This is a genomic window from Vibrio sp. 10N.261.51.F12 (assembly GCF_041471725.1).
Lineage (GTDB): Bacteria > Pseudomonadota > Gammaproteobacteria > Enterobacterales > Vibrionaceae > Vibrio.
Map to the genome: position 1 here is coordinate 67,926 of NZ_JBFROV010000027.1, position 15,382 is coordinate 83,307.

The window sequence follows — 15,382 nt, forward strand, 5'->3', positions numbered from 1 at the left end:
TAATGACAACACAACTAACCATAAACAACGAAAAGCTTTCTCCATGGCCGTGGCAAATTGAAGACAGCACGACGCATTTTGACCAAGCGACAATGGCAACCATTCTTAAAGACTTAAGCCTTGGCTGCTATGTGGTGAACCATCCTGAGAAAGGGTTGGGGCTTAGCCAACACGCAGAAGTGACGTCAGGTGACGCGGCAAGCGCAGCAAACAGCCAACCTGTCAGCGCTTACGCGCCAGCACTGGGTACACAAAGTCTTGGCGATGAAGAGTTTCGTCGCTGCCACGGGGTAAAATATGCTTACTATGCAGGCGCGATGGCAAACGGCATCTCTTCGGAAGAGCTAGTTATTGCCCTTGGTCAAGCGGGTATTCTCTGCTCATTTGGCGCAGCGGGTCTTATTCCGTCTCGCGTTGAACAAGCGATTAACCGCATTCAAGCGGCGCTACCAAACGGCCCGTACGCGTTTAACCTGATCCATAGCCCAAGTGAACCCGCCCTTGAGCGCGGCAGCGTAGAGCTGTTTTTGAAGCACAAAGTGAAGACGGTAGAGGCGTCGGCATTTTTAGGTCTAACGCCGCAAATCGTACATTACCGAGCTGCAGGTTTGAGTTGTGACGCCAAAGGCGAGATTCAGATTGGCAATAAGGTCATCGCTAAGGTGAGCCGTACTGAAGTGGCCAGCAAATTCATGGCGCCTGCGCCGGTGAAAATGCTGCAAGCGTTAGTGGATGAAGGGCGTATTAGCGCTGAGCAAATGGAACTGGCTCAGCTCGTGCCAATGGCTGATGATATTACTGCAGAGGCTGACTCTGGTGGTCACACGGATAACCGTCCACTGGTGACGTTACTGCCAACAATTTTGGCATTAAAAGACAAAATCCAAGCCCAGTATCAGTTCAAGACCCCGATTCGTGTTGGTTGTGGCGGTGGTGTAGGTACACCTGACGCCGCACTAGCGACCTTCAACATGGGGGCGGCATACATTGTGACCGGTTCAATCAACCAAGCGTGTGTAGAAGCTGGCGCGAGCGAGCATACCCGTAAGTTGCTTTCAACCACTGAAATGGCTGATGTGACCATGGCGCCTGCGGCTGATATGTTTGAAATGGGTGTGAAGCTACAAGTAGTGAAGCGCGGTACCTTGTTCCCAATGCGTGCCAACAAATTGTATGAGATCTACACGCGTTACGACTCGATTGAAGCTATTCCTGCCGACGAGCGCCACAAGCTTGAGACTCAGGTATTCCGTTCAACCTTGGATGATATCTGGGCTGGTACGGTAGCGCACTTTAACGAACGTGATCCGAAACAAATTGAACGAGCAGAAGGTAACCCAAAACGTAAAATGGCGCTTATCTTCCGCTGGTATCTGGGCCTTTCTAGCCGCTGGTCAAACACGGGTGAAAAGGGACGTGAAATGGATTATCAAGTCTGGGCAGGTCCTGCACTAGGCGCGTTCAATGCGTGGGCAAAAGACAGCTATCTTGATGATTATCAGCAGCGTAATGCGGTTGATCTTGCTAAACATCTGATGCATGGTGCCGCGTATCTAGCACGTATTAATTTATTAACCTCGCAAGGTATTAAATTTACGCCAGATCTTGCCCGCTGGACACCGAGCCAGCGAATGGCTTAAGTGATGAATGTCACTTGATGGTTAATGTGTGACGTGACCGTATTACCTGATGGCTAATGTACAAATTAGCGACCTCTTTAAGAGGTCGCTTTTTTTGTCTCTGACGTCGAGGGTAAGCTGCTGTCCGTGGGTATTTGGTCGCTTGTTTCTTGAGGCTATGGCCTCAAGAAGTGCCCATGTTAGAAGTCGTTCTGTATGAAGAAGTTGACTGCTTTTCGTTATAGAGCCTAGTTCAATACAACTGTCACTGATTCGCTTTAAATCATTTTGATGTGTCCAGCGGCTTTGATCTTCACATGAACCATGTTGCCTTGAAGGTAGCTTAGTGGGATCTCGCTACGTTCAATAATGGCTACGTTGTCGCTGCATGCGCCAGCCTCAATCGCCATTTGCTTGGATTGCGCTTCCAATCCCTTTAAGGTTTCCTCTCGAGAAGCCGGATCAATCGGTACGATCTTATCGAACTGACCTGATATTTCACCCAGCGCGACACCAATCGCATTCGCCACTTCAAAGTGTTCAGGGCGAACCACTTGGCTCACACCTTCAAAGTGGTCGGGGAATAGGGCACTGCCGCCACCAACCATGATTACCGGAACACTCGCTGCAGAAGTCTTCATCTTATCGATGCCTTCTTCAACGTCGGTCACCATTTGTTGATAAACCTGACTTGCTTGCTCGGTTGATATACCAATCTCATCACTTAGCTGATGCTCTGCTTGCCACTGTAATTGACCTGTTTTGAGTGCGATGTCGGTTAACGTAAGTTCATCACCACCAAAGCTGCGTGCCGTTTGCGTTAAGGTATGGCCAACACTTTCCGGCCCTAACTGGATACACTCTTGTTCAAAATGAACTTTGGTGCCACCACCAATGGCTAGCGCCAAAATATCAGGCATGCGGAAGTTGGTTCTCACTTCGCCAATTTCTACCGCTAAGCTCGATTCTCTTGGGTAACCATGGGTGAGCACACCAATATCAGACGTAGTACCGCCCACATCGACCACAATCGCGTCTTTTAACTTAGTTAAGTGACTAGCACCGCGAATCGAGTTTGTTGGCCCACAAGCGACAGTGAGAATTGGATACATCAACGCAAACTGCTGCGACATTAAGGTTCCATCGTTCTGACCGAAGTATGGTGTGGTGTGAATCTCATGGTTCACTAGTGCATTGCAGAAACCATCGACGAATCGTTTTGCTGTGCCTTGCAAGGCTGCGTTCAGAATCGTGGCGTTTTCACGCTCTAGAAGCCCTAAGCTGCCCACTTTATGGGAAAGCGATAGGTTCACGCCCGGAAGTTCTTGTTGGATCCACTCTGCTGCTTGAAGCTCTTGGTCGCCGTTGACGGGAGAGAACACACCGCAAATAGCAATGGAATCGACGTGACCTTTCATTTTCTGACAAAGCTCGCGGATCTCAGACTCTTGAATGTCGGCAATCAATTGGCCGTCGTATTCATAGCCGCCGTGTGCTTGATAGAAGTGTTCACCAAGCAGGCTTTGCCACGCTTCACTCCAACCACAAAGGGGCGGGACGCTGTCACCACTCGGAAGGGCTAAACGAATCATACCGACTCTGTCTAAGCCTTTCCTCTCAACGATTGCGTTGGTGCACTGCGTGGTGCCAAGCATCGCGTGTTTCACTTGCTTGCCGTCAATGTTCGCTTGGCTTAGTAGTGCAGAAATTGCATTATCGATGCCAGTGGAAATGTCGTGTGTGGTTGCGGTTTTCACCTTAGCAATCACATTTAAGTCTGCGTCGAGCAACACACCATCGGTATTCGTGCCACCCACGTCAATGCCTAAACGGCAGTAATCAAGTGTAATGTTTGTCATGCTACTACCTCTTCAATGCAGACTTTAATTGTTCAATGGTTTGGTATTCGACGGTGTAGCCAAAGTAACCTGGTCCTGCGACTTCGATGCCTTTGTCAGTGCGCCATTTGGGGTCACAAGGGTAGGCGATAAGGTCGATGCGTTGTCCGTAACGAAGTTGTTCGGTAGTGATTGGCTTACCCGTTTCGTGGTCCAATATTGAGATTAGGTCTGGTGTTGAAGCCAGTAGGTTTTCTTGATTCATGTCTGCGCGGCTTGTGCCTTTATGCGCCAGAAGCAATTCGTTTTGGAACTGTACGAATACGTTATCTACGCCAGTATCTTCAAACTGAGCCAGTTTCTCGATCACGACGCCACCAGTTGCAAAGCCACCGTCAGTTTCACGTTGAATGTCAACAATCTTGCCACTGATGAGTGTGTGGCCGCCAACAATGTCTAACACAGCTTGTGTGCCGCTCTGGTTGTTGTCGTTCGCGAGTCTGATCGCTTCACCAATCTTCATTGCTTGGGTCAGTGTTGCAGGCAATGCGCTGCGCTTTAGGTTCTTACCGTTCATTGGGTAGTCACACATTGCTGCCGAGCCGCCCATTTGCTCTGTAATCGGCCTAGCAAACTTTTCAGACCAAATTCCGTCTATCGGATAAAGCGTGACCACATTGCCACGCTCGTCGGCCAACGTGTTGGGTGCTGAAGGTAAATCGTCGAGGAAAAAGGTCACCATCTGAGCTTCAGGAAAGGCACGTCCCATTGCATCACAGTCAATTACAGGAATGTTCTTTTGCGCTGCAACGAGAATTGGAATCAGTGAGTTGAAGCCGCCTACCTCGATAGGGAATGTCGCCGCTACCTCGGTGCCGAGCGCCTTTTCCATTGCTTCGAATGCAACCAGCATTTGATCTTTCGAGTTGAGCTTTTCTACTGAGACGGTTGGTGCGCCAATCATAGAAGAGGGCACAGTCATCCAATCGTCTTGTACCTCTTCCAGAGGAATCATGTGGACAGGTAGTTTTGCTGTTGCGATAGCGACTTTCGCCATTAATGCGCCGCTGTATGGGTCACCGCCGCCGCCCGTGCCTAATACAGTGGCACCAAGCGCGATATCATCAATCATTTGTTCAGTAATAATCACAACTACTATTCCTTATCACTTGAAGGAGAAAGCTTCATTAGGGCTAGGTAAATACCGCCAGTTGCAAGAATGCCGTCTAACGCCGAGATGCTGGTTAATGAAAACAGGTTGAAGAATTCTGGTGCGGTGCAGGCGCTGAATGCAGTACCAAATGCCCAAGAAGCTAGGCCTTTGAACATCCAAGCTGGAACTTGTTGGATGTTCTCAAAGCTCATCTTTGTTGAATCTAAAACGTAGTATTGAACGATGTAGACACCCGCAGCAGGTGCGATGGTCACGCTCAGTAGCATTAAGAAGTCGGTAAATTTGTTCACCATGCCGAGCTGAGCAATGCCAATGCCTACGATGGTCATGATCACAACCAACACTGGACGAGGAATCTTAGGCAGCACCATCGACATGCATAAGCCACCAGAAGTCAAGTTGCTACTGTTGGTCGTCCATTGAGCAAACACCAGTACGATGATGGCAGCCATACCTAAACCAAGTGTGAAGAAGACTTCAACGATATCGTCGGTTCCGGTCATTTTGGTCAGGATTAATGCGATAAGAATGATGGCACTGTTGCCGACTAGAAAGCCGATACCAGCCCCTAAAATTGCGTCGCGACGTGTTTTGGCGTAACGAGCAATATCAGGTGCGGCAACGGCTGCAAGAATCCAGATAGACATAACAAAAGAGATGGCTTGGCCAAGAGTTAGAGGATCTTCAATGGTGGGTGCTGCTCCGCCTTGGTAGTCGGCGGCCATGAACAAGCCAATCGTAATCAGCGTTACCATAAGAGGAACAGAATAGGTGCTGAGTTTACCCAAGGCACGTACGCCGTAAATGGCGGTCATCATCATTAACACACTGCCGCCAATCAGAGCGGTTAGATGAGAAATAACGATGTCGTATTTCGCCAGAGCATCCACCATGATGAAAGCAAAGAAGTCAGCTTGGAAAGCGAACCAGCCAACTAACGAGATGCCATTGATGAAACCAAGAATCTTACCGCCGTTACGACCAAACACTGCGCTACTCACGAGTGGGGTAGATACACCCGCTTGAAAACCAATGTTGGCACACAACATCGCAATCACTGCGAGTAAGCCAGAGCCGATAAACGTGGCAAGCAATGCGTCCTCAAAACCAATCCCGCTGCTTAGAATCGAACCAAGGAACAAGCCAGAGATATCGATGCCGATAGCCAACCAGATAAGGCTGATCACCCACCAAGAGCGCTTGGCTTTCTCGGGAACAGGTTCCAACTCAAAGTCATCTATCTTTTTGTGGCTGCGTGTTGCTTCGGGTTTATTCATGTAAGCTTCTGTCGCCATAGCGCCATCCGTGCATTGTTATTCCATAAGTGTGAATAAAGCATACTGATGTATTTATTGCTAATAAATGAATATAATCAGATGTAAACATAACGAAATCCAAATGTGAGTAGCAAAGTGAACCCAAACAATAAGTTAGATAAAAGAGACCTACGAAGATTAGAACTTTTTTGTGAAATTGTTGAGCAAGGAGGTATCAATCAAGCGGTCGCGAGCACTGGAATTAGCCAGCCTGTGCTCAGTAATCAACTTATTGCCTTGGAAAAAAGCTTAGAATTAACATTGTGTCAACGTGGTCGGCGAGGTTTTAAACTCACTCATGAGGGTGAACAAGTGTATAAATATGCGAACCAATTAAAATCGACATTAATCGACTTTGCTTATAAGTTGCGAGGCGTGCAGACCGAACTCTCTGGACATGTACGAATTGGTTGTTTGGATAACACCGTTACTTTGCCTTACAACCCACTTCCAAAAGCGATCGAAACATTTTACCAGCGCAGTAACAGTGTTGAAGTCAGTGTCGATGTTGGGGACTTCACCCAGTTGAACGAGAAGCTAGCAAAGAACCAGATAGATATGATGATAGTCGTCCTGGGATCACATCAAAAGTCAGCATTTCAACATAAATACCCACTGTTTGAAGAGCACAGTTATCTATATGCGCGCAAAGATCTGGCCGAAAAGATCATGGATAACGATTTTTCGCTTAATGGTTGTCGTATCAATATGGGGGGTTATGCCAAAGATGAGATGTTCCGATTACTCAATATTGAACAGTACGATTCAGTAAAGCCTTTTGATGGTTGGCATGTAGAGTCGGGAGTGATCCTAACACTGGCAGGAACACACTTGAGTTTCTTGCCTTCCCACTTAATCGATCGTGGTCACTATGATCAGGCTTTGATAGCGCTTCAACCGGAGAAGTGGAGTTTGAAAAGTCAGTTTTATCTAGTGTTAAAGCAACCTGTGGAATCTCTTTCTCCCGCTGTTCGCGCATTTTTTGATGAGTTACACCAGCGGGAAACATTGGATTTAATCTAGGGTGCTCTCTTAATTCAAGGTGAACTCAAATAGAGATACTGGCTCCGCTTATAAATACCCCCTGAGTGAGATGCTGAGAGGGTTATTTATCTAAAGATTTTGATGAAGAGGTTTATTGATGGACATACAACGTTTAATTGCTTTCTAAGCTGTCGTGCCGATTTACGCTCTTAAGTGGCTGTCAGCAGACACCTAGTGCCATAATTGCCTAAATTTATGCACACACCACTGTGCAACCATCGATAAATCCAATGTCTGACAACATCGTATTAACTTGCTCCTTTGCCTAAGTGCCGCATTGTCTCAGCATTTTGTGCGAGATCGCTTACGCTTGCGTGAGTCAAGAGTACTAATGTCGCTGGTTTTATGATGGGCACTTGTCTAACTGTTTGTTTTTAATTTACTTTATGTGATTGTGGTATTCAAATCTTTTGGTTTCACATCTATATAACACGTCAAAAGTTCGATAATGCCGTATTCTATCTCTTGTCGACAGGATAGCGACACGGAACAGGAAAGGCGCAAGGAATGGGCATCGTCAGGAAGACGATTCGATGGTTTAGGATACGCCGTCGGCACGGAGAGCAAACAGGACATTGAAGTGATGCAACCGTTACTAGGATAGGTAACGAACTAAGGAAGGCAGTGGACACTTTTGGATGAAGTAGGGAACAAGCATCAGGATAGATGCAATGGACACCGCTTAGGAACGAGTGAGGTAAGCTAACGAGGATGGTTAGCGGGTAAGGAACACCATTTTGGACACCGCTAGGATGGCGATGAACGGAATAAGCTGACGGATTTCAGCATTACTGTTATGGATTGATGCATGGAGCACCTTTAGTAGCAGGATTGCTGCGAGTAAGAGTTATAACCCCGAAGCCGAAAGGTCTCGGGGTTTTTCTTTTTCGGCAATACCTCACGCACACACTATTGGACTGCGACCTCATAGTTTGTCATTTTCTAATCCCTCAAAATTAGGTCGTCATCCTTGGAAACGAGGATCTCCCAAAGCGTATTACTCACATAAAATAGAAACGAATTCCGAAAAATAGACTCATAACGCGCTGATGAAGATCCCCTTTTTCAAGGGGGTGACGATTTATTTTGATCAACGAGAGCAGTCACGTACCAGAGTCTATTTTGTGCTGGTAAAGAGCGAACAGACACGCTTTTAGACAAAAGCTATCCTTAAAATCAGTAAAAAAATATCTAAGAATTCGTCATTCTTTTGAAGAAAGGAATCTACCGACAACCCTCTCTGAACCACAAGAGTATCATATGGTGGCTAGCTTAGTTTTGCCCCGAAATGAGTTACGTCAGTATGTGATCACACTTGCTCACATCACTGATAGCTTCAGTTTTCTCATAGCAGTAAAGTGTCCATAAGTCTCTGGCCAGACCAATTCGAAGGCGTATTCAGGATCTTCCTATTAGCGGTCGACCATGTACGACTGAAATTGAGCTAGCTCAGGCGAGAAACAAGGCAGGAAGAAGACTGATTGAAGCAACGGAATATGTTGCTAAAGGAGGTAGATGTACCGCTCGTTTCTGCAAGTTTATAAGTGGATTATGTCGTCATATGAGTATCCATGCTGTCTCTCAGCACTTAGGTATTCGTTGGGAAACCGTAAAGAATATTGATCGAGAATACCTGCGTTCAAGCCAGCCAGCGTTAGACCCCAAGAAACTGAGCAACTTAATCCACATCGGTGTCGATGAAGTTGCCAGAGCTAAAAGCCATGATTATATGACGCTGGTATATAATCTGATTTCTGGTCATTTAATTTGGGTTGAACGAAGTCCTGCTCTCTTTTTTCGAGTAACTGTCAGTCGAAATATAGGTTTACTCAGACGTAGAGCCCGAGGGGTGAGAGATACTGATTACTTTAAATTGAAGATAAGACAAACATCTTTACCTGACACTTATTCAACCTTTTACTCAAAGATCAAGCTCACGTAAGCGGAGAAGAGCCCAAAACCTAATGAATGGCAAAAAGCAAGACCAATAACCCTATTGGCGATAGAATATCTAGCCGTGTTAACCATATACATACTCTCCAACTAAGCCTTAGCGCATGGTTATGTTGATATAGACTCACGACAACAAGTTTTAAAAAAAGAAATGGTGCAGAATTTCCTGGGTTGTGGCTAGTTACTTCTCTTATCGCCACACACTCACCACACAATTCAACCTAAACCAGAAAAAACCGTTTATTATCAGTAGTTAATAATTAAATCTTGTCTCAAAGTTCCCTCACATTTTTCCGTTATCCTAATAACAGTTAAGAAATTGGGGAAACTTGCACATGAAAAATATCAAACGTTTAGTGACGATCACTTTACTTGTTGTCGCTACCGGTGCCGTCGCCGCTTATTTTTATACGAAGAACGACGCCTCAACCATGGCGTATTCTACGGAGCCTGTTTGCATCGGGAATATTGAAGATGTGGTGCTAACTAACGGTGTGTTATATCCGTCCAAAATGGTGAATGTTGGGGCCCAAGTATCCGGTAAGTTAGAGTCGATAGCCGTTTCGGTTGGCGACAGGCTTGAAGCGGGGGCTCTCATTGCGCAAATTGACAACCTTTCTCAAGAAAACGCATTAAAAGAAGCCCAAGCATCATTGACCAGTATTAACGCTCAATATCAAGCGAAAGTAGCGCAAATTCATCACTCTCAACTGTCTTTCGAAAGGCAGAAGATGATGCTTGAAAAAAATCTCACCTCACAGTCTTTGTATGACGCTGCGGAAGCGGAACTTATTGTTTATAAATCGGAATTAGACCAACTGGTTGCTGAAAAAGAGAAAGCGTTGATCAATGTTGATGATGCCCAGTTGGACTTAGGCTACACAACGATTGAGTCACCCATTCATGGCACTGTTGTTTATGTTTCTGTCGAAGAGGGGCAAACCGTGAATACAAACCAGTCTACACCTTCTATTGTGGAAGTGGCTCAACTCGATGTTATGACGGTCAAGGCGCAAGTATCTGAAGCCGACATTATTCACGTTACGACAGGACAAAAAGTATATTTTTCGATTTTAGGCGCCCCACAACACTATTTTCATGGTGAACTAAGAACAATAGAGCCAGGGCCAACCCTTCTTACCGGTGATGATAGTAGCCTTAACATTGGTGATAATGATGCTATTTACTACAACGCGGTATTTGATGTCGACAACACGGAAGGGTTGCTTCGTTTCGGTATGACAGCGCAAGTGTCGATTGTTTTAAATTCAGCGCAAGATGCATTACTGGTTCCATCCCAAATTCTCACTCGCAAGTTGCCGGGCGATAATCGTTATCGTATCCCTGTATTGGTTGATGGGGCGTTGGAAATGCGAGATGTTGAGATTGGTATCGACAATAAGGTGTATGCGCAAGTGCTGAGTGGGTTAGAGCAAGGCGATCGAGTCGTTATGGGTCAGGCAAACACCAAATCGGCATCAAGTTTTAATATGCCATCCACATTAGGACAAGAAAAAGGCGGGAGATCTTAACCATGAGTGACGTATTATTAGAAGTCTCAGGTCTTAGTCGTCGGTTTCCTGCTGGTGATGAGGAATTAACGGTATTGAACAACGTCAATCTGACTATTCGTCGCGGCGAAATGATTGCGATTATGGGGGCATCCGGTTCGGGTAAATCAACCCTAATGAATATTTTAGGTTGCTTAGATACACCCAGTGAAGGGGCGTATCTGGTCAATGGTCAAGATACCTCCGTAATGAATCCAGACCAACTAGCAGAGTTACGACGTGACTATTTTGGTTTCATATTTCAGCGTTATCACTTGTTGGATGATCTAACTGCTATCGGAAACGTTGAAATTCCGGCGCTCTACTCGGCAGAAAATAAATTGTCGCGTCAGGCACGCGCAGAGAAGTTGTTAAACAAATTGGGATTAGCCGATCGTATGGGTCACAAGCCTAGCCAATTGAGTGGTGGACAGCAACAACGGGTCAGTGTCGCTCGCGCTTTAATTAATGGTGGTACGGTGGTCCTTGCCGATGAACCGACCGGTGCACTTGATAGTCACAGCGGTAAAGAAATGATGCAGCTACTAGGAGAGTTGCATCATCAAGGGCACACTATTGTACTGGTCACTCATGACCCTAAAATTGCCGCATCAGCAGAGCGTGTTATTGAAATATCTGATGGTGAAATCGTTAGTGATATCACTAACGATAACGCCTCAAATAAACATTCAGTAATAGCTAATTCGGAAATAGCTACTTCATCGACAAGTGTTTCAGAACAAAAAAAAGCGAATACATTCACATCAAGGCCATTTTCCGCACAGTGGTTCAGCTTTGTTGAAGCGTTCAAAATGTCACTATCGGCGATGGGCAGTCACCGCCTAAGAACGTTTTTAACGATGCTGGGGATCATCATCGGTATTGCCTCGGTGGTATCCGTAGTGGCGATCGGAAATGGTTCCCAGGCGCAAGTGTTGTCACAAATGGCTTCGATGGGGACCAATACCATTGAAATTAAACCCGGATCTGGTTTAGGTGATAAACGTGCGGGACGAATAAGAACGCTAACCGCAAGTGATGCAAATGCCTTAACGAATCTATCATTTGTTGATAGCGTGACGCCAACCGTACGTGCCAATGTCACTGTACGCTATGCTAGTGAGGTCGTCACCGCAGAGGTGCTAGGCGTTGGTCCTGACCATTTTCGCGTGCAAGGTTTTGAGTTAGCACAAGGGCAATTGTTTGATGAGCAAAGTGTCGCTTCATTGGATCAAGTCGCAGTCATTGACAATAACACCTTAAACGATCTCTTTCCTGATGGTGATGCACTTGGGCAGGTTATCTTTTTGGGCCAGTTGCCAGTGCGCATTATCGGAGTCACTGAAGCAAGTAAAATGGCATCTGGTAATAGCGATGCTCTGAATGTATGGCTGCCTTATAGTACGGTAAACTCTCGTATCTACAGCCAAAATTACGTCAATGATATTACAGTTAGGGTGAGTGATGACGTATCGAGTATCGCCGCAGAGCAAGCGATCATTAATTTAATTAAAATGCGTCATGGCGTAGAAGACTTCTTTACTGTTAATACGGATACGGTAAGGGAAAACATTGAACAAACCTCATCAACGATGACGTTACTTATCTCGGCCATTGCCTTTATTTCATTGGTGGTTGGTGGTATCGGTGTGATGAATATCATGTTGGTGTCGGTCACCGAGCGCACACGAGAGATTGGTATCCGAATGGCCGTAGGGGCAAGACAAGCGGATATTATGAGACAGTTTTTAATCGAGGCGGTTCTGGTGTGTCTATGTGGCGGTGCTTTGGGTATTGGCTTAGCTTACGTTGTGGGTTTGGTTATCTCATCAATGAGCGGTGGATTGAGTCTGATTTATTCGACCAACTCAATTATTGCCGCCTTTATGTGCTCAACACTGATTGGGGTTCTGTTTGGTTTCTTGCCGGCCAGAAATGCAGCAAGATTAAACCCTGTAGATGCGCTATCTAAAGGATAAGGAAACAGACGTTGAAAGTGAATTTTAAGCTGAAGATCATTCATAAGTTCTTTCTAGCGTTTTGTATTACAAGCTTTTTGGCTGTGTGCATTATGCTCGCTCTGATCATGCAAAACCTGTCAACAGGTTTTAATGATTTCATTAAAGATGCTGAATCGAATTATGTCGAACAAGTCAGCCAGAAATTAAGCGAGTTTTATCAAGTAAATGGTTCGTGGCAGTCGTTAAAAGACGATGAAAGCCATTGGCGACGTCTCGTTGGCACGAGAAGAGCGGGTGACGATCATGCGTCGCTATCTATACCGACAGATACAACAGGTATAAGCCAGTTATTGCAAACACAGCGAAGGCTCAGTTTGTATGATGTAAATAAAACGGTCGTGGTAGGCCGTTCTCAAATTGCTGAAATCGCCTTTACTCACGCCATCGTGTTAGACGGTGCCGTGATCGGCTGGCTCAGTTATGTTCCTTCGCGGCTGGCTGAACACAGCCCTGCCAACGCATTTTTGGCTGAGCAATATCAAAGTTATGTCTCTATTACGCTCGCCGTCATTGCCCTTGCGTTTGTGACTGCCTGGCTTTTCTCACGTCACTTGGTTGCGCCCATATTTAGGGTCAATCAAGGTACGACTCAATTAATTCAAGGTAACCTTGCTACAAGAGTGGTTAGCAATAGCAACGATGAGTTGGGTGTCCTAACGGACAATATAAATATTCTGGCTCAGACGTTGGAGAAGAACACAACGGAACGTTCTAAATGGATGTCAGATGTTGCACACGAACTGAAAACACCCCTAACGGTTGTTCGAGGGCAACTCAATGCGATTCAAGACGGAATTTTTAAAGCAGATGAAAAGCGTTTACAGGTGATGATTGACCAAATAGATGGAATGAGTCATTTGGTGGGTGACATTTATCAATTGTCCATTACCGACATTGGTGGATTGTCATACAAAAAAACATTATTTAATCTCGTTGAACTCCTCAAAGATATCTTACTTGGCTTTAAGGTGAAAACCGATGAGTTTGGGTTGGCATTACAATGTGAAGCGTTGTATTTGAGAGAGAATGCTGAGTGCTTCGTCATCGCAGATAGAGATCGTTTGACGCAGTTGTTTATCAATATAATGGAAAATAGTTGCCGCTATACCGACGCACCGGGAGGTATTGCTTTATCACTTCGCAAAGATAAAAATAATGTTGAGGTGATTATCGAAGATACATCGCCATCGATACCTGAAGGCGATTTCACTCAAGTATTTGAACGCTTTTATCGAGTAGAACAATCTCGCAGCCGAGAGCATGGCGGCTCCGGTATTGGTTTGGCATTGTGTCAGCAAATTATCGAGGCACATCAAGGCACTATTTGCGCTAAAAAGTCAGATATGGGCGGTGTTAAAATGATGATAACCCTACCGATCCATCGCCATACTACCTAACAATAAGACTTCGATAGAGGAAGAAGAGAATGAAGACGCATATTTTGATTGTGGAAGACGAAGAATACATTGCTGAAGTCTTGATTGCGTATTGCCAAAATAGCGGTTTTGAAGTGACCCATCTTGCGTCGGGTGGAGAAGTCGTGGCGACGGTGAAGTCGCAGACGTTTGACTTAATGCTGCTTGATTTAATGTTGCCAGATATGGACGGTATCGAGATATGCAAACAGGTTCGCCAGTTCTCTCAGTTGCCCATTATTATGGTGACCGCAAAAAGTGAAGAGATCGACCGATTGATTGGTTTAGAGCTCGGAGCCGATGATTATATTTGCAAGCCGTTTAGCCCTAGAGAGGTGATTGCGAGGGTCAAAACGGTACTGCGCCGAACTTTGGCGATTCAACCGAATCCTGCCATACATAGCCCTGAGTTAGTTTTAGGGCAATTTGTATTGAAGCCTGACGAGTATGAGGCTCGATTTAGCGGCTGCTTTCTCGACTTAACGCCCAAAGAGTTTATGTTACTTCGTCTGTTGGTTGAGCATCCGGGGCGAGTGTATAGTCGTGATGATATTCTCAATGCGCTTTACAGTGATCTTGCGGATGTATCAGACAGAAATATTGATACCCACATTAAGAACATCCGCAAAAAAATACATGCCGTTGCACCAACAGCGAACCCTATCCGTTCGGTTTATGGGGTGGGCTACAAATTGTTGCATGAAACACTTAAATAATCTGTGTATAGCCAGTTAGCGAGATGACGATTGGGTGTGTAGTGGATGATAAAAACTGGCCACTCGATCAGAAGTTTTGCCATACCCCTGCTAATTCGTCAGAAATTAGATTCGCAAATTCACTGACACAAAAATGTCCAAATGCGTGCCAGTTCAGATTCCGTCAGCGTGTCTGGTCAGTAAAGAATAGACTCTGTCATTTTACTGCTCCCACAAACAAAAACTAACCGTCATCCCCTTGAAAAAGGGGATCTTCATCAGCGCGTTGTGGACCTATTTTGATTTCATTCATTTCTAATTAAGTGAGTCACACGCTGATGAAGATCCTCGTCTGCACGAGGATGACAGCCTAATAGAGATGGGTTAAAGAGCGATAAGCTAAGACGGATCTATCCAGAAACGTTTTTGAAATTGATCAATCTTGATTTTCACCCCTTAGGCTTGGCATTCGTGACAGTCAAACACTATCTCCAACTATCACGTCGTTACGATAGTTATCAAGAAACTATGCCAGTATGCTATCGCTGGCATTTCGAATGATGCGGTTACCGACGCATGTCTAAAAGTTACTTCTAAAGGTCAACATGTCCTATTTAAGTGTGGCAAGTCATCACTTAGATGATGGTCCAGTCATGCTGGAACAGACAATCTGTTCACTGCACCATATTTTACCGTTTCATGCACTTTATTGGTGCGTCATGAGATTGAATCTATTTTTGTCGTTATCACTTCTTTG

General features: G+C 45.4%; 10 protein-coding genes and 1 pseudogene. 8 read left to right on the top strand and 3 right to left on the bottom strand.

The window, feature by feature from the left end:
* Nucleotides 1-2: 2 nt before the first annotated feature.
* Nucleotides 3-1,640 (top strand): eicosapentaenoate synthase subunit PfaD, encoded by a 1,638-nt coding sequence (pfaD, locus tag AB4405_RS15935; RefSeq protein WP_372061786.1) that lies wholly within the window; start codon nucleotides 3-5, stop codon nucleotides 1,638-1,640.
* 257 nt (nucleotides 1,641-1,897) lie between these two features.
* Here the strand turns inward: pfaD and AB4405_RS15940 are convergent, their stop codons facing one another.
* Genes AB4405_RS15940 through AB4405_RS15950 form a run of 3 tightly spaced genes read right to left on the bottom strand, consistent with a single transcriptional unit; the run spans nucleotide 1,898 to nucleotide 5,926 of the window.
* Nucleotides 1,898-3,478, bottom strand: coding sequence for a hydantoinase/oxoprolinase N-terminal domain-containing protein (locus tag AB4405_RS15940; protein WP_372061788.1), 1,581 nt, complete (start codon nucleotides 3,476-3,478; stop codon nucleotides 1,898-1,900).
* Nucleotides 3,479-3,482: 4 nt separating this feature from the next.
* The gene (locus tag AB4405_RS15945) at nucleotides 3,483-4,607 is read right to left on the bottom strand and encodes a DUF917 domain-containing protein (RefSeq protein ID WP_372061789.1); all 1,125 of its coding nucleotides are present in this window, start codon (nucleotides 4,605-4,607) and stop codon (nucleotides 3,483-3,485) included.
* A gap of 5 nt (nucleotides 4,608-4,612) precedes the next feature.
* Nucleotides 4,613-5,926, bottom strand: a complete 1,314-nt coding sequence (locus tag AB4405_RS15950) for a cytosine permease (protein WP_372061790.1) — start codon at nucleotides 5,924-5,926, stop codon at nucleotides 4,613-4,615.
* A 105-nt stretch (nucleotides 5,927-6,031) separates the two neighbouring features.
* Between AB4405_RS15950 and AB4405_RS15955 the strand changes: the two genes are divergently transcribed.
* From AB4405_RS15955 to AB4405_RS15985, 7 genes and pseudogenes are all read left to right on the top strand, one after another.
* The gene (locus tag AB4405_RS15955) at nucleotides 6,032-6,970 is read left to right on the top strand and encodes a LysR family transcriptional regulator (protein ID WP_372061791.1); all 939 of its coding nucleotides are present in this window, start codon (nucleotides 6,032-6,034) and stop codon (nucleotides 6,968-6,970) included.
* Between the two features lie 469 nt (nucleotides 6,971-7,439).
* Nucleotides 7,440-7,595 (top strand): hypothetical protein, encoded by a 156-nt coding sequence (locus AB4405_RS15960; protein ID WP_372061792.1) that lies wholly within the window; start codon nucleotides 7,440-7,442, stop codon nucleotides 7,593-7,595.
* 780 nt (nucleotides 7,596-8,375) lie between these two features.
* Nucleotides 8,376-8,768: pseudogene (locus tag AB4405_RS15965) on the top strand (helix-turn-helix domain-containing protein); the annotation flags it as partial.
* 511 nt (nucleotides 8,769-9,279) lie between these two features.
* Complete coding sequence (locus tag AB4405_RS15970; protein ID WP_372061793.1) at nucleotides 9,280-10,476, top strand: efflux RND transporter periplasmic adaptor subunit; 1,197 nt, start codon at nucleotides 9,280-9,282, stop codon at nucleotides 10,474-10,476.
* A 2-nt stretch (nucleotides 10,477-10,478) separates the two neighbouring features.
* On the top strand, nucleotides 10,479-12,473 hold the full coding sequence (locus AB4405_RS15975) for a MacB family efflux pump subunit (RefSeq protein WP_372061794.1): 1,995 nt from the start codon (nucleotides 10,479-10,481) through the stop codon (nucleotides 12,471-12,473).
* 11 nt (nucleotides 12,474-12,484) lie between these two features.
* Nucleotides 12,485-13,912 (top strand): ATP-binding protein, encoded by a 1,428-nt coding sequence (locus AB4405_RS15980; RefSeq protein ID WP_372061795.1) that lies wholly within the window; start codon nucleotides 12,485-12,487, stop codon nucleotides 13,910-13,912.
* 29 nt (nucleotides 13,913-13,941) lie between these two features.
* Nucleotides 13,942-14,646, top strand: coding sequence for a response regulator (locus tag AB4405_RS15985; RefSeq protein WP_372061796.1), 705 nt, complete (start codon nucleotides 13,942-13,944; stop codon nucleotides 14,644-14,646).
* The last annotated feature ends 736 nt before the right edge of the window (nucleotides 14,647-15,382 follow it).